This window comes from Paractinoplanes ovalisporus (assembly GCF_016834655.1).
In the GTDB taxonomy this organism is placed as follows: Bacteria; Actinomycetota; Actinomycetes; order Mycobacteriales; family Micromonosporaceae; genus Actinoplanes; species Actinoplanes ovalisporus.
In genome coordinates this window covers 197326-218569 of sequence record NZ_JAENHP010000004.1, presented here as the reverse complement: position 1 = coordinate 218569, position 21244 = coordinate 197326, and the positions used below count along the sequence as shown (strand labels likewise).

General features: G+C 68.2%; 14 protein-coding genes. 4 read left to right on the top strand and 10 right to left on the bottom strand.

What is annotated here, in order from left to right:
- Positions 1-7: 7 nt before the first annotated feature.
- A complete protein-coding gene (locus tag JIG36_RS15125) occupies positions 8-970 on the top strand; it encodes a D-alanine--D-alanine ligase family protein (RefSeq protein WP_236047077.1) in 963 nt (320 codons plus the stop codon).
- A gap of 334 nt (positions 971-1304) precedes the next feature.
- On the opposite strand, the gene JIG36_RS15120 is transcribed toward JIG36_RS15125, so the two are convergent.
- Complete coding sequence (locus JIG36_RS15120) at positions 1305-2231, bottom strand: phosphotransferase (protein WP_203376920.1); 927 nt, start codon at positions 2229-2231, stop codon at positions 1305-1307.
- 469 nt (positions 2232-2700) lie between these two features.
- Between JIG36_RS15120 and JIG36_RS15115 the strand changes: the two genes are divergently transcribed.
- Entirely contained in the window at positions 2701-3189 is a 489-nt protein-coding gene (locus JIG36_RS15115; protein WP_203376919.1) for a HEAT repeat domain-containing protein, read from the top strand.
- Between the two features lie 520 nt (positions 3190-3709).
- Here JIG36_RS15115 and JIG36_RS15110 read toward each other — a convergent pair.
- Positions 3710-4558: a hypothetical protein gene (locus tag JIG36_RS15110; protein ID WP_307872722.1), complete on the bottom strand. Its 849-nt coding sequence runs from the start codon at positions 4556-4558 to the stop codon at positions 3710-3712.
- A gap of 310 nt (positions 4559-4868) precedes the next feature.
- Here JIG36_RS15110 and JIG36_RS15105 point away from each other — a divergent pair, with 310 nt between their 5' ends.
- On the top strand, positions 4869-5114 hold the full coding sequence (locus tag JIG36_RS15105) for a hypothetical protein (RefSeq protein ID WP_203376918.1): 246 nt from the start codon (positions 4869-4871) through the stop codon (positions 5112-5114).
- Between the two features lie 4526 nt (positions 5115-9640).
- On the opposite strand, the gene JIG36_RS15100 is transcribed toward JIG36_RS15105, so the two are convergent.
- The 8 genes from JIG36_RS15100 to rpmH form a co-directional block, all read right to left on the bottom strand.
- Positions 9641-10684 carry a ParB/RepB/Spo0J family partition protein gene (locus JIG36_RS15100; RefSeq protein WP_203376917.1) on the bottom strand — a complete coding sequence of 348 codons (1044 nt, stop codon included), beginning with the start codon at positions 10682-10684 and terminating at the stop codon, positions 9641-9643.
- Positions 10681-11649 (bottom strand): ParA family protein, encoded by a 969-nt coding sequence (locus JIG36_RS15095; RefSeq protein WP_369076879.1) that lies wholly within the window; start codon positions 11647-11649, stop codon positions 10681-10683. Before JIG36_RS15095 ends, JIG36_RS15100 begins: the two co-directional genes overlap by 4 nt.
- A 1533-nt stretch (positions 11650-13182) precedes the next feature.
- On the bottom strand, positions 13183-13959 hold the full coding sequence (gene rsmG / locus JIG36_RS51885) for a 16S rRNA (guanine(527)-N(7))-methyltransferase RsmG (RefSeq protein WP_438870732.1): 777 nt from the start codon (positions 13957-13959) through the stop codon (positions 13183-13185).
- Between the two features lie 676 nt (positions 13960-14635).
- Entirely contained in the window at positions 14636-15205 is a 570-nt protein-coding gene (locus tag JIG36_RS15085) for a Jag family protein (protein ID WP_203376915.1), read from the bottom strand.
- A 140-nt stretch (positions 15206-15345) separates the two neighbouring features.
- The gene (gene yidC / locus JIG36_RS15080) at positions 15346-16389 is read right to left on the bottom strand and encodes a membrane protein insertase YidC (protein ID WP_203376914.1); all 1044 of its coding nucleotides are present in this window, start codon (positions 16387-16389) and stop codon (positions 15346-15348) included.
- A gap of 1 nt (position 16390) precedes the next feature.
- On the bottom strand, positions 16391-16648 hold the full coding sequence (gene yidD, locus JIG36_RS15075) for a membrane protein insertion efficiency factor YidD (protein WP_203376913.1): 258 nt from the start codon (positions 16646-16648) through the stop codon (positions 16391-16393).
- A complete protein-coding gene (gene rnpA / locus JIG36_RS15070; protein WP_203376912.1) occupies positions 16645-17001 on the bottom strand; it encodes a ribonuclease P protein component in 357 nt (118 codons plus the stop codon). Before rnpA ends, yidD begins: the two co-directional genes overlap by 4 nt.
- Positions 17002-17036: 35 nt before the next feature.
- On the bottom strand, positions 17037-17174 hold the full coding sequence (rpmH, locus tag JIG36_RS15065; protein ID WP_133873797.1) for a 50S ribosomal protein L34: 138 nt from the start codon (positions 17172-17174) through the stop codon (positions 17037-17039).
- Between the two features lie 696 nt (positions 17175-17870).
- Here rpmH and dnaA point away from each other — a divergent pair.
- Positions 17871-19637: a chromosomal replication initiator protein DnaA gene (gene dnaA, locus JIG36_RS15060; protein ID WP_203376911.1), complete on the top strand. Its 1767-nt coding sequence runs from the start codon at positions 17871-17873 to the stop codon at positions 19635-19637.
- The last annotated feature ends 1607 nt before the right edge of the window (positions 19638-21244 follow it).

Here is a 21244-nt window from a genome sequence, read left to right as displayed (position 1 = left end):
CTCCTCCATGGTTGCGGGTGACGAAGTGCGCGTGATGGTCCTGGCCGGTGGCCTCTCCTACGAACGGGACGTGTCGCTGCGCTCGGGTCGCCGGGTGCTCGACGCGTTGCGCGAGGTCGGCCTGAGCGCCGAGATGCGCGACGCCGACGTGTCGCTGCTGCCGTCGCTGCAGGAAGACCCGCCCGACGCGGTGGTGATCGCCCTGCACGGCGCGACGGGGGAGGACGGCTCGCTGCGCGGTGTGCTCGACCTGTGCGGAGTGCCCTATGTGGGCTGCGACGCGCGGGCGGCCCGCCTGGCGTGGGACAAGCCGTCGGCGAAGTCGATGCTGCGTGAGGCCGGCATCCCGACGCCCGACTGGGTGGCGCTGCCGCACGACCGGTTCTCCGAGCTGGGCGCGGTGGCGGTGCTCGACCGCATCGTCGACCGTCTGGGCCTGCCGTTGATGGTCAAGCCGGCGCAGGGCGGTTCGGGCCTGGGCGCGGCGGTGGTGCGCGAAGAGGCCGATCTGCCGCCGGCGATGGTCGGTTGCTTCGCGTACGACTCGACGGCGCTGGTGGAGAAGTTCGTGCCCGGCATGGACGTGGCCGTCTCGATCGTCGACCTGGGCGCCGGCCCGCAGGCGTTGCCGATCGTCGAGATCGTCCCGCGCGACGGCGTGTACGACTATGCGGCCCGTTATACGGCCGGTCTGACGACGTGGCACACGCCGGCCCGCTTGTCCCCGGCGGTGGCGGCGGCGGTGGCCGAGACGGCGTTGGCGGCGCACAAGGCGCTGGGTCTGCGCGACCTGTCCCGGGTCGATCTGATCGTCGCCGAAGACGGGTCGCCGCAGGTGCTGGGCATCAACGTGTCGCCCGGGATGACGGAGACTTCGCTGTTGCCGCTCGCGGTGCAGGCCTCGGGGGAAGACCTGGGCCACATCCTCAAGACCCTGGTCGAGCGGGCGGTTGCGCGGTCAGGTTCCTGACGGCTTTTTCCCGTACGGTCTGAGGCCCGTTCTCTTCTTATCGGGTGCGTGTTCGGTTCCCTTTGGACGTGGCCTGGCTGGGCTCAGTTGGGCCTGGCTTCAGCTTGCGCGGCTCGGTCTTTGTCCTGGCTCGGTCTTCGGCTTGGTTCGATCCTTGGCCTGGCTCGGTCCTTGGCCTGGCTTGGTCCTTGGCCTGGCTCGGTCCTTGCCCGGGTCGCGGTCCTTGGCCGGAGTCGGTCCTTGCCCGGTCGCGGTCCTTGGCCGGAGTCGGTCCTTGCCCGGTCGCGGTCCTTGGCCGGAGTCGGTCCTTGCCTGGCTCGGTTCGGACTGGCTGTCAGGCTCGGGCGAGGATCTCCAACCAGGCATCGAAGTCGGCGGCGACCAACCTCAGCCGGGCTTCGGTCTTCACTATCTCGGCACCGCCGACGACCTCTGCCGCGCGGTGGTCGGCGTTGTAGTCGAGCCATCCACCCATCGCCGCCACCCACCCGCCGAAGACCCACGGCTCGGCTTCCACGACCACACCACTTCGGCGGCGATAGATGGCAACGGCCCGCGCGAACACGCCCCGATCCTCACCCGCCCAGTCGAGCGCGAGAGCGACCGCTTCCTGGGCCGCCCCGACCGGCCCCGCGGCATCCCAGTCGAGCGCGACCATGACCCCGTCCTCACGAAGCAGGGTGTTCTTCCGATCGAGATCCCCGTGGCTGTCGACCACGAGCATCCGCTCCGGAGCTTCCCTCACTCGTTCCGCCAGCCTGGCCAGCTCCGGCCCCCACCGCTCAGCCTTCCAGCCAGGCCCCACTTCCTCCTCGCCGCCGTCGGAGTTTCCGCGCTGCCCATCACCGCCGTGATCCACGCGTCGGCGTTGCCCGTCGTCCCGCCGCCCGGCCGCGTGAATGGTCGCGAGCAATTCGGCCGCCTGTTCCGCAGTGCCACCCCCCGCGGCCCCGCTCACCCACCGATGCACCCGGTAGAGATCACCCTCAACCCGTGCGAGCGCACACCCGGTCTCGGGATCCACTATCGGCTCCGGCATGGCCACGCCTTCTTCCCAGGCCCGCCGCTCGACAAGAAACGCCTTCTCGACGTTCCCCGCAAACTGCGGGAGCCGAGCGTTGACCACCATCCGCTTGACCGCGAACACCCCCGCATCGCAAGTCACCCGCCACAGCTCATTGGACAGCCCACCCGCCACAACAGCCGGTTCCGCCCGAAGCCCGCCCAGCCCGAACCGCTCCGCCACCCGCTCGATCGCCACCCACCGATCCTGCCGCTCCCACCCACCCAGAGCGACCTCTTATCGCGGCGCCCCTCTTTCCCGGCGCTCTCTCCCAGCGCCCTACTCTCCCGGGGCCTCCCCTTCCTTGCGCCCCTTCCTAGCGCCCCTTCCTAGCGCTTCACTTCCCGGCGCCCCACTTCCCGGCGCCCCACTTCCCGGCGCCCCACTTCCCGGCGCCCCTCGGCGGGGCCGGCTCCACGCCGTCCCGGCCCGCCGTCTTTTGGCGGACCGATCCGGCTTCACGTGATCAGGATTCTCAGGAAGATCGGGTAACAATGCAGGGGTGGACTCCAGCCCTGTTCGCCCAGACCCCGCCCGACTGTCGACGGCAGATCTCTTCGCAGCCGCCCGAGCCGAGGTTCTGACCGACGATCCTGAAGCCCCCGTTCCTCACTTGGTCGCCTTGCACGAGCACCCCACCCGCGAAGTGTTCGACGCTTCGGTTCGCTTGCTGAAGAGCTCCGATCCCACCGACCGCCAGTTGGCCGCCCGGGTCCTGCGCGAGCTGGGCCCCGAGAACGAGACCAACCGCCGCCCGTTCGCCCAAGAGGCGATCCCTCTGCTCCGGGCTCAGCTCGCCACCGAATCCGACGCCCGGGTCCTGAGTTGGCTGATCTCGGCCCTGGCTTACAACACAGCCACCGACGCCCTGAACGACGTCCTGGCCTTCGCCAACCATCCCGACACCCGCGTCCGCTTCCACGTAGCCGCCGCCCTGAGCTCGCTGATGAACCCCGCGCACCCCGAGCCGGCGGCCGTCGAGGCCCTGCAGTCGCTGTGCCAGGACGACGACGCGGACACCCGCTACTACGCCCTTTACGCCTTGGTGGAGGAGTTCACTGATCTTCCCTCGCACCAGGTGTCCACAACCTTGGCTGCGTTGTCCACAGACCCCGACCCTCAGATCCGAGAGCTGGCGCAGTCCCACCAACACTGACGCCCGCGCTCGGCCCCCGCGCTCGGCCCCCGCGTTCAGCACCTGCGTTCAGCAGACTGGGATCGGCCCTCCCGCCGGCACAGTTAGTCGGCATCTGCGGTCGACGACCGACGTTCGGCAGGCGCGATGGGCACTCGGGTTCGGCAGCCGGTGATGGCGGCGGGCACGGCCATCACCCGCGCTCGCAACCGGTAGTCGGCACCTCTGGTCGGCAGATCGGTTCAGCGGCCGACGATCGGCAGGCGTCTTGAGCACCTGGGTTCGCAGCCGGGATGGCGACAGTTGCGGCCAGCACTCGCAGTCGGCAACCGGCAATCGCCGGCCTCGACGGTCAGCACCTGCCGTCATCAGCCGGTGATCGGCGGGCGCGGTCGGACCGGCTTGCGCTAACTGACGTCTCACCCTGGTCCCCAGAGCGACCTCTTCGGCACCGACCGTGCTGAGCCGAATCCGCCCCTCTGCGGGACGTGGATAACCCCCGACGCCCTCCGCGCGAGGTCGCCTATTACCCGCCGACCGACTACTCGGCCGAGCCGGCCGGTGAAGCTCCGAGGGCCGTGGAAGCGGCGCGCTGTGTAGGAATCGACTCGCTGAGCGGGGTGTCACCCGCAACGCTGCGGCTATGGCTGTCCGGTGACGTGGTCGCGGACTGGGCGGCCCGGTCGCGGTGATCGGCCGGTGTCTGTCGGGGATCGACGTCATCGAGTGAGGCCGGGCGTGCCGACTCGGTGTGCGGGGGAGTGGCGGGCGTGTCCGGCTCGGTGTCGGAATAGTTGATAGTGGAGGGCGACTCCCACTGGATGTGCGGGGGTTCGGCGATCGCGGTTCCGCCGAACTCAGCCAGCCACGCGGCGACGAGCGCCAGGTTCTCGCGCCACTGCTGCTCGGGGATGACGGGGAGGATGTCGTCCCAGAGGGTGAGGAACGTGCCGCGCAGTTGGAGCCGGCCGTACGGGCGCGCGAGGAACCACATGTGCAGGTGCGCCGAGCCGTCGCCCCAGCGGTTGACGTGAACGCGGGCGACGCCGTCGAGCGACCGGATCGCCCGCTCGAGCCGGACGGTCATGACGCCGAGTTCCGCGGCGAGCAGGTTGGGCAGATCCCCGATATCGAGGTGCGACCGGCACTCGAGGATCAGCACCATGGGAAGCCCTGTCGGGCGGTCCATCGCCCGGACGCGCCACCGCTCGCTGATCCAGATGTACGCGTCGTCCGGGGTGTTGCAGGCGACGCAGTCGGCGGCGTCCTCGCCACTACGCGGGGGCTCAACCTCGACCGGCGCGGCCAGGGGCTTGACCCGCATGTCGCCCTCGAAGGGGAACGAGGGCCAGCGCGTGAAGTCCGGCAGCGGGGAGATGTTCTCGGGCACGTCGTGACCTTAGCCGAGGCCAGAGCCGCTGTCCCGGGTCAATTTTGCGGTACGTGGTGAACCCCCACAGACGCACACACCGAGCACACAGAGGCCAGCACGACGTAGATCACCGTCACCGTCCGTGGGTGCCACTACACAGCCAAAGTTATCCACAGAAGTTATCCACAGCCCCCCGCGTTTCACGTGAAACGCGACGTCGCAGGCTTGCACCCCCTGTGGATACCGCAGTGGACACCCAGCACCACATCAACACCGTTTCACGTGAAACGGCCCACCCGAGTTTCTCAACAGCCGTTACCCACACCCTGTGGATAACTTCGAGGCCGCTGCCGAACGCGTCACCGCCGCCATCGCGGAGGGCCCCTTCGACCCCGACGCCCGGCCCTTCTGGTCGCCGCCCGTAGACCCGCTCCAGACCCGAAACGAGAAGTTCTCACGTGGCATCGAGTCGCCGGCACGCACCCGCCTGGCCACCGCTCTTCCACCTTCGGCGCCGTCGGTCCAGGCCGCCTCCTCCAGTTCGACCGGCACCGGCCGAGCCACACAGTCCTGACGCGCGGTGTGCCGGCCGGCGGTTTCCACCCGCGATCCCTCAGACAAAGACCCCACCCGCACTCCCGCAGGCAAGCCAACTGCAGATGTGAACCACCATCGCGATTGCAGGCCATCTCATCGAGGTCTCGTCCTCTTCTCGGGGCCCGTCCTCGACCCGGCGGAGTTCATCTCCTGCTCGGACCCCGTTCTCGCCCGGCAGAGCTCATCCCCGCTCGGGACCCCGTTCTCGCCCGGCAGAGCTCATCCCCGCTCGGGACCACGTTCTCGCCCGGCAGAGCTCATCCCCGCTCAGGACCACGTTCTCGCCCGGCAGGGCTCATCCTCTGCTCGGTCGTCTCGACCTCAGACGTATCCGACCTCGGCTCGGTTTGCGCCTGGGGTCATCAGCTACCCCACCACGCGACGAACCGGGCTGACCCATACCCGAGCCTCGCCCGTCAGTTTCTGGCACCTTTGGTCGGCTCGTCAGTTCCGGGCACCTTGAACCGGACACCAAGTTGATCCCGCCACCAAGGTCCGGGAACTTTCAAGTCCGCCATCAGGCACGCCCCTCAAGGCCGGCCTGGTCGCCTAGAAACGAGGTTGCTGGCGCACCACATCACCGGTCCATCGGTTCGGTGCACCGGGCGGGGACACCGTCTGGCCGGAGCCGGCCCGCACGTTCAGCGGGCCAGCCTCCTCCTCTGCCGTACCGCCCTCCGTCGCGCGCTCGGCACACCTGCTCGGGCCCTACTTGGTCCACGCTTGTCAGGTCGCCGGCTGGAGGACGTAGGGGGTCGAGCCGGACCGGATCCGCGGAGGCTCAGCTCGGGCCGGCTCACGCAACAGTCACGCGAAGCGGGCTCGGAGACACGTCTGACGGGCGAGGCTCCTATAAGCGTTCGCACCGACCGACACCCGCGTGAACGCTGGGCCGGATGAGGCTACCGTGCGAGTCAGGCCGGAAGCGACCCGCACGACTTTCTCGGGCCGGCGAGACTTTACGCACCGGGCGATGCTCGCACGATGTTCGAAGCGAACCGCACCTTTGCTCAAGTCGATCCCCGGATGCAACCGCGGCCCAGTACTGACGTAACCGCGCCCAGCAATGAGCCCGGCCAAGACTCGCGTGATAGTTCAGGTCAGGACAGATCCCTTCTCCGACCCAGCCCGAACGGATCGCCAGACAACGACAACGAAGCTGACTGGGTGGCTGCACCCGACTCACCCTGATAGCCCGGACACTCTCCTGATAGCTCGACCACAGTGCTTCGCTCGCGCGAGCGTGTTCTGCCGGGTGAGCATCGGCTGCGCAGAGAAGAGTTAGTCGCAGTGAGTCTCCATCAGCGCGGCACATGGCCTCCGGTCCGTCGGCCCGCCACACCCCAGGCCGCCGCGAACGCGCCTGCACCGGACGCGGCCGATACTCAGCCGGACACGGGTGCTCCCGACACCGGGCCTCCCAGTACGACCGGACCGATGGCACACCGCAGACGCGTTGATGGGAGCGGCGGTGTCGGTGAGCTTCGTTGCGTGGAGCGCGCGGGCTCTGTGGTCGAATGCGAGCTTGGCGGTCAGCCGCAGACTAATTGGCTGAGCTTGGGCCGCCTGGTCAAGGCCTATGACAACGCAGCCGAGCCCGAACTCCGGTGACCCCAACTCCGCGAGAGGGTCTGCGTCGAGAGGTAAGACCGTCAAGAGGTCTGAGAGGGTCGAGAGGTCTGAGACGCTCGACGGATCGAACTGCTGGGGGAGCAGGCGGCGCGAGAAGGATCTGCCCGGCGCCGCTGGCGGAATACCCCGACGGTCACGGCAACGTCAGGAGGATGGTGTCGTCTCTTCAATCACGAAGCGACGATGCCGAACGGCGATCAGCGGGGCCGACACCCGAACCGTGACGCCGAAACGGTGACGCTGACGAGGCGACGCGACGCGCCGGGCGGCGCCGAAACGATGACGCCGATAGGGCGACGCGGGGCGCCGGGCGGGGATCAGGGCCGCGATGCCGGCAGGGCGACTTCCATAGCGGTAGTCGTCTCTTCTTTATGACCGAACTCCGGCCAAGGTCCGGGCCAACAACTTTCCGCTGTCAGGCCTTCAGGCGAGCCAGAACTAATCCGTCACGTCCCGGTCGACCGGGCCGCCTAGCGCGTTCCACGTGAAACGGTGCGACCAAGTAATCGCAATCACGTCGGGCGGGAGGCAAACTCTGCGATCTGCTCGGCTGTCACATAGCGAGCCAGCCCGGCCAGGCCGCGAAGCCTGGATCGACTACGGTCCCATCGGTCGGGTAGCCGCGGGTGCGCCTCGCCGGTGGCCGAAGGGGTTTATGACTTCATCGCCCTCTCTGCCGAACAGACTGCACCGATTCAGGATCGGGATGTACTCACCGGCCAACTGGGCGCCTCGCTGCAGGGGACCAGAGAGCTGCCTCGTTCACCTAATGGCGATGAGAGGACGGCTTCACAGAACACACCTGCGCACTGCGCACAGGCCGTGGGGCCAGCGAACGTGCAGGCGGCTCAGCCTTCCCGGATGATGCCCAGACAGATCAGGGCCTGTTGCTGGCGCTGTGTTTCACGTGAAACCGGGCTCCGGGCTCCGGGCTCCGGGCTCCGGGCTCCGGGCTCCGGGCTCCGGGCTCCGGGCTCCGGGCTCCGGGCTCCGGGCTCCGGGCTCCGGGCTCCGGGCTCCGGGCGATTTTGAGCCTGACGGTTTCACGTGAAACGGGAGTCCTGCGGAGCGGGGTCGTACGCCGCCTACCGAACGACGGCGCTTCGCCAAGCACACTGTGCCTCGCGCTCCTCCATCCATGCCACCGTAGCCACGATCAAGGCGCCGACCGTCTGCGATCTACTTCGGCGCCGTATCCGGGAGCCCGACGGACCCCGAGGACGAGGACTAAATTATGGGCGCCCCATAGCAGCCGGCAGTTGGTCCCTCCGGCGCGACAGAGGCACTATGAGGACCGGCCCGGCGTTTATGCGACTCATTGCCTTGAGGTTTCACGTGGAACGAGCACGAAGGAAAGCCGGATCGGCATAGAGATTGCGCGGTCAGGGATAGGCCGCAATGGGTGCGCCACAGCTCAGACTCCCTCGTAGCTGAGGAACAGGAGCTTTCGTGCCGCAGGACCTGGCTCAGGCGCGAGTCGAATTTGTCGAGCCACCCAGGGGTCTATTGCTGCCGTACAGCGTCTTCATCGCCACACAAGCGGGGAGGGCTGCGTCGAGCGTCGAGCAGGGAAGAGTTTGTGACGTTCAGGCCGGCTACCCAACCGGCCGTCGAGCCGTTCGGCTGTAGAGGTAGGAGCGACCCAGCTCCGGACCTCACGTTGACGGCCGTTCAGTCCTTCTCCGTGCACCCCGATGTCGAGGTCGATAAAGAACTGGGTCGACTGGGTCAGCGGCGGGCACGCTTCCCAAAGCGACGCTCGAACTACTGTTTCACGTGAAACGGCCACCCGCACCCGCATCGCGACCGCCCACTCCGGCTAGACGTCGAAGCTCGGACGAGGCTCGGCCGCCGCTTGGCCAGCACGACGCTCGTTCCACGTGAAACCAAGCGGCCCGACGTCCGGCAGAGACGCACCTAGTCGATTACAGAGTCGCGCCTCGCCCACGAGAAACGGATCGGCTACAGGCGAACTACAGGAGTGCGTCATTCGCGGAGCGCTCATCCACCCCACCCACACGCTCAGCCTCAGCGAGCTTGCGGCGAACCAGTCAGCGAACCTCACCCGCGTTCGTGTCCGGACCTCCGGCGGTCTCTGAAGTCCGGTGAACATCGCACTGGATACGCCACCTGCCTGTCGGTTAGCGATCTGACCAATCAGAAAGGGTCGAGAGTGCTCAGTCTTGTAGACCAACGTATGTGGTCGACCTTTGGGCACTTTTCAGACTTAGCGCGAAGGGGGCCTCGTGGCGAACATCGATGTTGTATCGAAACGTACGTACGTTCCTGCTTAGGTACATCCGACGTCTGCCATGTGTCGGCCCGGGGGAGTAAGCGGAACGCGTCTGCCGGTGAGGTCGATTCTCAGCGACCAAAGCAGTCCGGCCCGCATCGACGATGTCAGCGAAACTATGGACTCCATCTCCGGTCGAGGCAACCCGACGACGGCTTCGCGCTTCTCGAACACGGATGCGAATCGGCCTCGCAGGGAAGCAGAGGGTCATTCACACGGCGAATCTGGAGCGAAATCGGCTTGGCGCGAATCCGATTCGCAGAACCTGATCAGAATTCGCAAATGGGACCGTCAGAAATGGCTGCTGGCATCAGATCGGCCTCTGCGGAAATCCCAGGAGAATGGCTCTGACAGAACCGAAATTGGCGACCCGGCGACCCGGCGACCCGGCGACCCGGCGACCCGGCGACCCGGCGACCCGGCGACCCGGCGACCCGGCGACCCGGCGACCCGGCGACCCGGCGACCCGGCGACCCGGCGACCCGGCGACCCGGCGACGAGAGTGAACCACGGGCCACATGACATTGGGGGTACGCGAACCAAGTCGCGTACCCCCAACGGGTGAATCGGTGGGCGGGCTACTCGTCGTCGGAGGCGGCGCCGGCGCCTTCCTCGTCTACGCCGATCATGCCCACTATCCGCTCCAGGTCGTCGACCGTGGCGAACTCGATGGTGATCTTGCCTTTGTTACGGCCTATGTCGACCTTGACCCTCGTGTCGAAGCGGTCGGACAAGCGCTCGGCCAAATCGTTCAGGGCGGGCGCGTGGACCTTGGCTCGGCGCGACGGCGCCGCCTTCTTGGCCGGCCCGTCCGAGATCGCGAGCGTGACCAGTTCCTCGGTGGCCCGTACGGAAAGGCCCTCAGCAACAATCCGAAGCGCGAGCTTCTCCTGCGCCTCGGAATCGTCCAACCCGAGCAACGCCCGCGCGTGACCGGCCGACAGCACACCTGCGGCGACGCGGTTCTGCACGGGCGCCGGCAGGTTCAGCAGTCGGATCGTGTTGGAGATCTGCGGGCGGCTACGACCGATCCGCTTGGCCAACTCCTCGTGCGTCGCCCCGAACTCCTCGAGCAGCTGCTGGTAGGCGGCCGCTTCTTCCAGCGGGTTCAGGTTCGCGCGATGGATGTTCTCGAGCAGGGCGTCCCGCAGCATCGCATCGTCGCGCGTCTCGCGCACGATCGCGGGGATCGACTCGCGCCCGATCGCCTGGGCGGCACGCCAGCGGCGCTCACCCATGACGAGCTCGTAGCGGCCCTCGGCCAGCTCACGCACGACGATCGGCTGCAGGAAGCCGACCTCTTGGATCGAGGTCTTGAGCTCGTCGAGCGCCTCCTCGTCGAAGACGTGACGCGGCTGCTTCGTGTTCGGCTCGATCGACGTGACCGCGATCTCCGCGAACCGCGCACCCGGCACGGGAGCGAGATCGTCGGAGGCCTGGGCGGGCTCGGGCACCACCGGTGCGGCGATGATGTGCGCGGCCGGCTCAGCGGCCGGCGGTGGCACAGCGGCCGGAGCCGAGCCTCCGCCGTCACCAGAGGCCGGAGCCGACACCGGCGCCGGTGCGGTCGGGATCAGAGCGCCCAGGCCGCGGCCCAGGCCGCCACGTGGACGGTTCTTCATGCGTTGCCTCCCGTGTTGACGCCACGCATCGCGATCTCCAGGGCGGCCTCGAAGTAGCTGGTCGCGCCCCGTGAACCCGGATCGTAGGTCATCACGGACTGCCCATAGCTCGGAGCCTCCGACACCCGCACGTTACGGGGGATGACGGCGTTCAAGACCTTGGACCCGAAGTGGTTCCGCACGTCCTGCTCGACCGCGTCGGCCAGCCGCGTGCGGCGGTCGTACATGGTCAGCAGGATCGTGGAGACATCCAGCGTCGGGTTCAGGTGCTGGCGTACCAGATTGATGTTGTTGATCAGTTGGTTCAGGCCTTCCAGCGCGTAGTACTCGCACTGGATCGGAATGAGGACCTCCTGCGCCGCACACAGCGCGTTGACCGTGAGCAGGCCCAGCGAAGGCGGGCAGTCGATGAAGACATAGTCGAACTGCTCCGGGTGCGCCGCGATCGCCCGCGCCAAGCGGGACTCACGCGCGACCACGGACACCAGCTCGATCTCGGCACCGGCGAGGTCGATCGTCGCCGGTACGCACCACAGGTTCGGGATGCCCTCGACCGGCTGCGCCACCTCCGACAGTGGGAGGTTGTCGATCAGGCAGTCGTACACGTCGGGCACGCCGGCGTGGTGCGGCACATTGAGCCCCGTGGACGCGTTGCCCTGCGGGTCGAGATCGACGACAAGCACCCGGTTGCCGTGCAGCGCCAGGGCGACCGCCAGGTTCACCGTCGTCGTGGTCTTGCCGACGCCGCCCTTCTGGTTCGCGACGCAGAGCACCCTCGGGTGGTCCGGACGCGGCATCGTGATCTCGCCGCTCGGGTTGAGGATCTGCACAGCTCGCAACGCTTCCATGGCCAGGGGCGGATCGTCTTCATCCCGGCCCGGCGTTTCACGTGAAACGTGTTCGTCCGCCTCCAACGAAGGCGAGGCCGGGGACACGGGTGCACCCGAAATGGGGGAGGAGGACACCGGCGCGGCCGAGACGGGCACGGGTGTCGACGCCACCGCGGGCGGCCCCGAACGGGGTGCGGGCGCCGGGCGACGAGAGTCGTCAGTACCCGGCTGCGGCGCCGGCGAGCCGTAGATCTGGCCGCCTCCGCCCGGGTACGAGTTTCCTACGCGAGGCGCGGGCACGCCCTGCTCGCCGGTGTTGAATGCGCCACTATGACCGCCGACGCCCGCGCCCGACGCGCGATCGCGGTCGAGAGATGACTCGGTTTCACGTGAAACACCGTACTCATGCACCGTTTTATCCCTGTTAGTGAGGAACGGGTCGGTCGGCGACACGTGCGTTCCGGTGGCAGAAGACCGGTCCACACTATCGACGCCCGGCCAGCCTACGGCCGTCGGGCGAGCCTCGCCATGCCCGACCGCCCGATGAGGCGAGTGCATTGCCGACACTTCACTCTCGGTGCCCGACTCGAACCCCACATCACCTGGAACGGCCTCGAAAACCGCCTCCGCGTCCACACTTTCCGCGACCGCTTCGTCGCCCGATCTCACCCAAACTGCCGCGGCGTCGGCCGATGGTCCGGCTGCGTGCGGCGCCTCCACTGCGTCGACCACGACCGATTTCCCCGTACGGCGGAAGGCCCGCGACAACCGCGACAGGGCACCGCGAGCTCCTTCGCGTGGAGCCTCGCCGACCCGGAACTCGACGCGCTCGCGCCGATCGCCCTGACTCGGGCCCGCACCTCCGGGAGATGCTTGCTCTCTCGCAGCGCGAGCTGCGGCGCTCTCTGATGGAGACGACTGGCTCCCGGCACCCCCACGCCTCGCCCTGGACGCGCCATCGCCATCGCGGGTGCCTCCACGCTGGCCGTTGCCGCGAGTCCGGTCGTTGGAGTCACGAGCGTCGTCAGCAAACGGGCGACCTGAGTTCGAGGCGCCCCCACGCGACGCGACACCGGCACGCGAGGTAGGACCACCAGGGCGCCGAGGACCAGCCTCTGGGGGCAGGGCGGTGCCACGGATCGCGTTAGTAGGAGTCGGCACGCCGGGCGCAGACCGCGTCATGCCGCCGCGTGTGGCAGGGCTACCGGGTGGTGGAGACCCGGCTGCCGGGGGCGGGACGGAACGACGGGTCGCACCAGCAGGAGGCACCGCACCAGGTGCAGATCGCTCGGCGCCGGTGCGTGAGGCGGGGCCACCGTTAGCGCCAGTGGACGCAGAGCGCTCCAGGCCAGTGCGTGAGGCGGGGCCACCGTTTGCGGCAGCAGGTGTTGAGCGCTCGACAGCGGGCGGGTTCCTGTGCACGGCGGGACCACCGGTCGCGGCGGGGGAGCGGCCGGCACCACTCGGTGGGACGCCGCCGGCACCACTCGGTGGGACGCGGCCGGAGCCCGTACGAGAAACCGCCTTTGAATTGCCGTCGGCGGCTGGAGCCTGCGAGCCTGTGCGGGATTCGGCGTCGCCCGGAGGTGGGGGACCGAGTCCGGGCGGGGAGCCCTGGTCGGGACGTCTTGCCTTTGCACTCCGCTTGCGCGCGCCCCGCCTGGACATCTATCCCCTCCGCGAACTCCCTCGCCCGGAAGCGCGACCCCCGGATCGCCCGGTGTCACGTTTCGGGGCCGCCACCCGGCTGGGCGGCTTCGGCCTCGACTGCACGACGACCTCGAGCACCGTGGTGGGTGGGTCGATCAACCCCTCCCCGCACAGCCGGAGAACCGGATCCGAGCCGCCCAGAGCGGCAACCGCATCGCGGTGCTCCGCCGCTTCCTCGGCGGCCGTGGCGCCCTTGAGCGCCAGCAACCTTCCGCCGACCCGGGCCAACGGAAGGCACCAACCGGCCAGCCGGTCGAGCGGGGCGACCGCCCGCGCCGTGACGACATCGGCGCCGGCGGGGGGTCCGTCGACGACGTCCTCGGCGCGGCCCCGGACGACCGTGACGGTCGTATCGAGGCCGAGTGCGGTCACCGCCTCCGACAGGAACGCGGTGCGTCGTGCCAGCGGTTCGACCAGCGTGATGCGTAGATCCGGACGAGCCACTGCCAGCACGATACCGGGCAAACCGGCACCAGACCCCACGTCAACCACCGAAGCGCCGATAGGGATGATCTGGGACACGACGGCACAATTCACCAGGTGGCGCTCCCAGATGCGGGGAGCCTCCCTCGGTCCGATCAGCCCACGCACTACGCCGTCGGTGACGAGTAGGCGTGCGTAGTCGAGCGCCAGCCCGTACCGGTCGCCGAAAACCTCGGCCGCGACCGCCGCGATCTCCGCCGGCGGTTCCGCCTCGGCGCTCCCGGCTCCCAAGGAAGCGCTCCCGGCTCCCAAGGAAGCGCTCCCGGCTCCCGAGAAACCGCTCCCGCCTCCTGAGAGACGCGGCCCCTCCGGCGTTCGGGCAGAGCCCAGGTCCGAAGGTGCAGACCGCGCGCCCGCCGCCGGCTCGACAAAGACTGGCGTCACCGGCGGCTGTTGCGTCTCCGGCGATGAGGGAGCGGTCGACCAGGAGACCGCCGGAACCGTGCCACTCGGGGCCGCGCCAGTGGTGTCCGGGGCGGCGGCGGCATTACCCCAGGCCACATCGGCGGTATCCGGGGCCGCGTTGGTGATGACCGGGGAGGCGTCGACGGTGTCCGAGACCACGTCGGTGACGCTCGGGGACACGCTGGCGGTGTCCGGGGGCACGTGGGTGATGGTCGGGGACACGCCGGTGGTGTCCGCAGCCGCGTCAGAGGTGCTCGGAGGCATGTCGGTGGCGTCCGGGGACACACCGGCGCCATCAGAAATCGCGTCGGCGCCGCCGGGAACTGCCTCGGCGGGGGACGCGGGGCTCGGGGACGAAGCGGCGGAATCCCGGGACCGCGGCCTCTCGGCGGAACGCGACTTGCCCGGAAACGCGATCGGACGGCGTACGGGACGACGGGTCTTTTTGCCCGGGAAAGACTGCGGCCCGGGCGATTCCTCACCCGGGCCGGTGTCTCCCGCGCCGAAGCGGGGGTTGCTCATGTCAGTCCGCCACGCGCACCACGATGCGGCGGCTGGGCTCGACGCCCTCCGACTCGCTCTGCACGCCCGGGATCGCGTTGACCACGTCGTGGACGCACTTGCGCTCGAACGCCGACATCGGCTCGAGGCGGACCGGGTCGCCGTGCTCCTTGACCTTCTCGACCGCGTTGCGGGCGACCGCGGCCAGCTCCTTGCGGCGCGACGCCCGGTAGCCACCGATGTCGAGCAGCAACCGCGACGGCGAACCGGTGGCCCGGAAGATCGCCAGGCGGGTCAGCTCCTGCAGCGCTTCCAGCGTGGCGCCCCGCTGGCCGACGAGCGGCTGCAGCCGACCGCCGACGACCTCGACCATCGGACGGCCCGCCGACACGAGCTCGTCGATGTCACCGTCGTAGTCGAGAATGTCCAGCAGACCCTCGACGTAGTCGGCGGCGATCTCGCTTTGGCGGAACAGGTCTCCGTCGGAAGCGACGTTTTCCGACGTCTTGGTCTCCTCGGTTGTCGCGGTCGAGGCCTCGGCCTCGGACGACGACGCGGAGACCGACGATTCGGGCGTGCTGGTGTCGGTCACGGTCTCATCTCCGTACTAATCGGGCCGGACCTGCGGGTCCGCTGTTTCCCGCGGCGCCGGGAGCGGTGTGCCGGGCCGCGGGGAGGTATCGGCAAGGGGAGCGCTCGGGCGCCGGCGAAGCGACAACGCCCGAGCCGCGATCATCCCTTGGGTTTGCTCGCCGGTCGGCCGCCGCGCTTCGGATTCACCGGTTTGGCACCGGGCTTCGGAGCGAGGGCCTTGGTTTCGACCACCGGCGTCTCGGGCTCGGGCGCCGGCTTGTTGCGGCCGAACAGGCCACCGCTGCGGCCGGGCTGCACGGGGCTCTGCGGGGCCTTGCCACCGGCGGCGGGCTTCTTGGCCGGCGGGCCGGACGGGCGGGCCGGCGAGGACGAGCCGCCCTTGTTGGCCATCGGCGGCGGCGGGAACTTGCGGAGCACCCACTGCTGCTGGGCCAGCGTGAACAGGTTGTTCGTGACCCAGTAGATGATCACACCGATGGGGAAGAGGGCGCCGGAGATGAGCAGCGAGGCCGGGATGCCGTAGAGCATCAGGCGCTGGATCATCTTCTGCTGTGGGTCTTCGGCCCAACCGGTCTTGAGGATCATCTGGCGGCTGGTCAGGTACGTGGTCGCCATCATGATCAGCACCAGGATGCCCGCGATGATCTTGACCGTGGTGCCGTTGGCCTGCAGCGCGTTGAGCTCTTCGGCGGTGGAGCCGAACTTGCCGGCGAGCGGCGCGGTGAACAGCGACGCGTGGGTGGCGCTCTCGAACTGCTCGACCGTCCACCCGTACAGGGTCTTGCCCTGGTTGTCGGGGTTGAGGCGGCGGAGCGTGTGGAACAGGCCCAGGAAGACGGGGATCTGCAGGAACATCGGAAGGCAGCCCATGAGCGGGTTGGCCTTCTCGGTCCGGTACAGCTCCATCATTTCTTTCTGGAGCGTCTCCCGGTCACCCTTGTGCTTCTCCTGCAGCTCCTTGACCTTGGGCTGCAGCGCCTGCATGGCCCGCTGGCTCTTGATCTGCTTGACGAAGACGGGGAACAGGATGACCCGGACCGTCACCACGAGGAAGACGATCGCCAGGATCCAGGACCAGTTCGAGCCGATGAACCGGCCGTCGGGCACACCGATGAAGTCCCAGAGGGCGTGCCAGCGCAGGAGGATCCACGAAATGGCGTAGTAGATCCAGTCGAGACTCAATTCAGGCTCCAGTCACATCGGCAGGACGGTGACGGATCGGGTCAGGTACCGGGTCGTACCCGCCAGGGTGGAAGGGGTGGCAGCGCAGGAGCCGCCAGACCGTCAGACCTGTCCCCTTCACAGCGCCGTGACGCGACAACGCCTCTTGGGCGTACGCGCTGCACGAGGGATAGAACCGACAGCGGGCCGGCAGCACCGGGCTCACGTAACGACGGTACGCGACCACCAGCGCGGTCAGCACGCGGGCAAGCAGGCTCATCGCGGCCGCCGGGGCTTGCGGGCCGACGCGACCGCGGAGGTCAGGTCGGTGCCGAGCGTCGCGGATGAGGCCGCGGCCGAGGCCGGGAGGGCCCTGACCACCAGTGTCGATCCGTCGGGAAGGTCGCTGAGCACCGGCCGGACCAGGTGCCGCAGACGGCGGCGGACCTGGTTGCGGATCACGGCGTTGCCGACGGCCTTGGATACGACGAAGCCGGCGCGCGCCGTGGAGGCTTGCGCCGGCTCCTCGAGAAGCAGATGAACGACAACCGTGCCCCGGCCGACTCGGCGACCACCGCGAATCGCAGCGGCGAAGTCGGCACTACGCCGCACTCGCTGTGCCGCGGGGAGCACGACTACCTGGGCATTCCGGCCCGACAGCAGTCGGCTCAGGCCGACAGCTTGTCGCGGCCCTTGGAACGGCGGGACGCCAGAATGGCACGGCCGGCGCGGGTGCGCATGCGCAGCCGGAAGCCGTGGGTCTTGGCACGCCGGCGGTTGTTCGGCTGGTAGGTGCGCTTGCTCACGTCAAAACTCCGTCTTCGTACAACATTCAGGGGGCATCAAAGCTGCAAGACGCCACTTTACCAGAGCGCGGCGGAGCAACCGCTCGACCCTACGCAGGGCGACTTCGCCGGTCAACCATATCCTGACCCGGCACGCCGGTACCGAGATCCAGAACTCACCGACTCGTCTTTCTACACAGGTAGTGAATCTTTTCCTGCGGTCGGGCGCTTGTCGGCCGATGGCAGAGTTGATGGTTCGACGATGTCGCTGTTAGCGTGCCCGTTTGCTGGTCAACAGCACTGTGCGCATACCACGACGAATCGGCCAAAACCAGACAAGCAGGTAAATCGTTCGCCTCGGGAGCACTTCGCGGGCAACTTCGCGGGAACCTCGCAAGCAACGTCGGGGAACCTCGCACGGACCTCGCGGGAATGTCGCGGGAACCTCGCCACGACCGAGCGGACGACGAGCCTGGGAGGACTGCGCCGAACCAGGCTCGCAGAACGTCGACCGACCATCCGGCCGGGGAGCGTCCGCCGGGCGGTGCACAGGTTGTGGATAACCTGTGGACAGCCGGTGGCGCCGAGCGTCTTCAGCACGTTAAATGTGGTGCTGGGTTGGGGGCCGTCGAGTGCCCGGAAGGGGCAGCGACGGGGCAAGGCGGTTAGCCGGACAAAGGTCCACCGGGGGTCGGTGGCGATGGGGGTGGCGCGGCGGTGGCCGATCAGGTCGACCTGAGCGGTGTGTGGAAAGCGACGCTGGACGAACTGGCCGACGAGATCTCGTCGCGGCAGCAGCGCGCTTATCTGCAGCTGACCCAGCTGCGTGCCATCGTCGAGGACACCGCGCTGCTGGCCGTCCCCGACGCCTTCACCCGCGACGTCATCGAGTCGCGCCTGCGTCCCGCGATCACCGAGGCCCTGAGCCGCCGGCTGAACCGTCCGATACAGGTCGCGGTCACCGTCAAGCCCCCGGAGGACGGCACGGGACTGCCCGGCACGGTGTACGGCACCCCGGTCGAGCCGCCGCAGGAACAGGCCGAGGAGTCGCAGCCCCGTCACTACGCCGAGGCCCCACGACAGCCCGAGCCACCTGCCTACGACTCGTTCCAGGCCGGCTCCGCGCAGCGTCCCGCCTACCCCCGCAACGTCCCCGCGGCCCGTGGCGGCCAGGAGGCGCTCTTCGGCGACCCGATGCCGGCGCCGCCCGCCCCACTCGGCCGTGGCGGCAGTCCAGTGGCGCATGTCACTGAGAAGACTGAATCCAACGACGTGCCCCCGCACCGCATGACGTCCGATCCGTCCCACTTGCGCGACAACCAGCGCCGCCCCGACGACTTCGGCGCCGGCAGCGACCCGCGCGACGACACTCTGCAGATGCGCGGCGGCGACAACGGCCCCGGCCGCTCGCCGCACGACATCCGCCCGTCGAGCAACCCGCGCGGCACCAACGACGGCAACCGCCTCAACCCGAAGTACATGTTCGAGACGTTCGTCATCGGCTCGTCCAACCGCTTCGCCCACGCGGCCGCCGTCGCCGTCGCCGAGTCGCCCGCCAAGGCGTACAACCCGCTGTTCATCTATGGCAGCTCCGGTCTGGGCAAGACCCACCTGCTGCACGCGATCGGCCACTACGCCACGACCCTCGGCCACGCGCGCAGCGTCCGCTACGTCTCCACCGAGGAATTCACCAACGACTTCATCAACAGTCTGCGCGACGACAAGACGCAGGCCTTCCAGCGGCGCTACCGCGACGTCGACATCCTGCTGATCGACGACATCCAGTTCCTGGAGAACCGCGAGCGTACGCAGGAGGAGTTCTTCCACACCTTCAATACGCTGCACAACGCGAACAAGCAGATCGTCATCAGCTCGGACCGGTCGCCCCGCCAGCTGGCCACATTGGAAGACCGCATGCGCACCCGCTTCGAGTGGGGCCTGCTGGCCGACATCCAGCCGCCCGACCTCGAGACGCGTATCGCGATCCTCCAGAAGAAGGCCGCGCAGGAACGGATGTACGCCCCGGCCGACGTGCTCGAGTTCATCGCGTCGCGCGTCTCCAACTCGATCCGCGAGCTCGAAGGCGCCCTGATCCGGGTGACCGCGTTCGCCAGCCTCACCCGCTCCCCGGTGCAGCTCTCGCTGGCCGAGGAGGTGCTGCGCGACTTCATGCCCGACGGCGCCGGCCCCGAGATCACCGCCGACCAGATCATGGTGTCCACAGCGGACTACTTCGGCGTCTCGCTGGAGGACCTGCGCGGTCACTCCCGCTCACGGGTCCTGGTGAACGCCCGCCAGGTGGCGATGTATCTGTGCCGTGAACTGACGGAACTCTCCCTCCCTCGGATCGGACAGGCCTTCGGCGGCCGCGACCACACCACGGTCATGCACGCCGACCGCAAGATCCGGCAGCACATGGCCGAGCGGCGTTCCCTCTACAACCAGATCGCCGAGCTGACCAACCGCATCAAACAAAACACCTGACCCCTTTTCCAGTACGCGAGTGCGCAGCTGAACACACGCACACGCACCGTCACCGCCTCTCGCGCGGGGCGGTGCGGCGCCTCGCGGACGGGATCGCATCGCGCGCGGAGCTGTGCGGCGCCCTCTCGGCCGGGATCGCATCACGCGTCCGTCGACGACGTCCTCGGCGCAGCCCTCGGGGTGCGGCGGCATCTCGCGGACGGGAATCGCATCGCGTGTCGGGCCGGCATGTCGGGCCCCGCGCTGACCCCACCTGAGCGCCCTGACCCAGCTGAGCCGCCTGACGCAGCCGCGCCGCCGGACACAGCCGAGCTGCAGTCTTGGGCTGTGGATTTCTCGCGTCGCGCCGGCCGTGTGTAGGAGGCCGCAGGTCGACGAACGCGCCAGAGCGTGCTCTGACGTGCGAAGACTTGCGGAGAGGCCGAGTTGTCCACAGGGCAGCGGTGACTTCCACACAGGGTGCCTGGGACGCCGTTCGGGCCCGGCTCGGTTGTGGGCAGTGAGGGCCCGACTCGTCGTGCCGACGTGGGCCCAGAGGGTGTCGTCCCCGAAGGACGACCAAGTTATCCACAGCTTTGTTCGTCGCCCGATCGAGGTAATTCTCCGCATTCAGCAGCATTTGTCCACAGGCTATGTGCACAGGTTGTGCGCACAAGCGTGAGTTCTCCACAGGTGTGGGCGGTCTATATCCCCGGACCGGTCTCGTCGATCACCGCCGACGGGCCTCGCACCGGCCCGTTCCCAGGCCTGGTTTGTCAACGTTGGGACGCGACGGTTTCGTGCCAACGTTGTCCACACCAATCCACAGGCATTCACAGCTTTTATCCCCAGCGGTGGACAACCGGCCTCGCCGCTCCCCACAGATGTGGACAACTCCTGGGGAAATCGATGTGGACAGACACGGAGAGTCATCCGAGTTTCCACCGCCTGTGGAAGCGTGTGGATTTCCTGTTGAAGAAACTGGGGACGACGGGTCGGAAGCGTCTCGACGCTGTCCACAGACCTGGGCACAAACCCGGTGGATAAGCGGTGGATAGCCGGTGGACAACGGTGGACAACCGCGATCGGCCCGCCGGCTGTGGACGCAGACCCGGGTTTATACCCGGGTTTCCCACATGTGAATCACCGGTGGATAACCTCTTGACCTGCACTAACTTGAGTTCTCCACAGTGTGCACAGGCCCGATGAAGACGACTAGTTATCTCTATAAGAGAAGAAAAAGAAATCAACGGCGTTGTGGAACTTGTGGATCGTCGGCCTGACGGCTCCTCGGTGCTTCAGGTCTTGAAGAGCGCACCGAAGCCAGGAGAGGGGTCGCCGGACGACCGATGCCCAGCGACAGCGGAAGACAACAGCCGAACACCACAGCGGAGGACCACAGCCGAAGACGACGGCCGAAGACCACATCAGGACGCGCACAGATCGACACGCTGACGACCTCGCCGAGACGACCTGACTTAGGGCAGGCTGGTCGGCGCTGGAAACGTGGCTCCAGGGAACGTGGTGGCAGGACGGCACCGGCACCGAGGACCGCGGGGTTGCGACAAGGCACGATGGTTCGTTGCGTTGATGGGGCTCGGCCCGGCCGACGTACGGGAAAGCTCGAA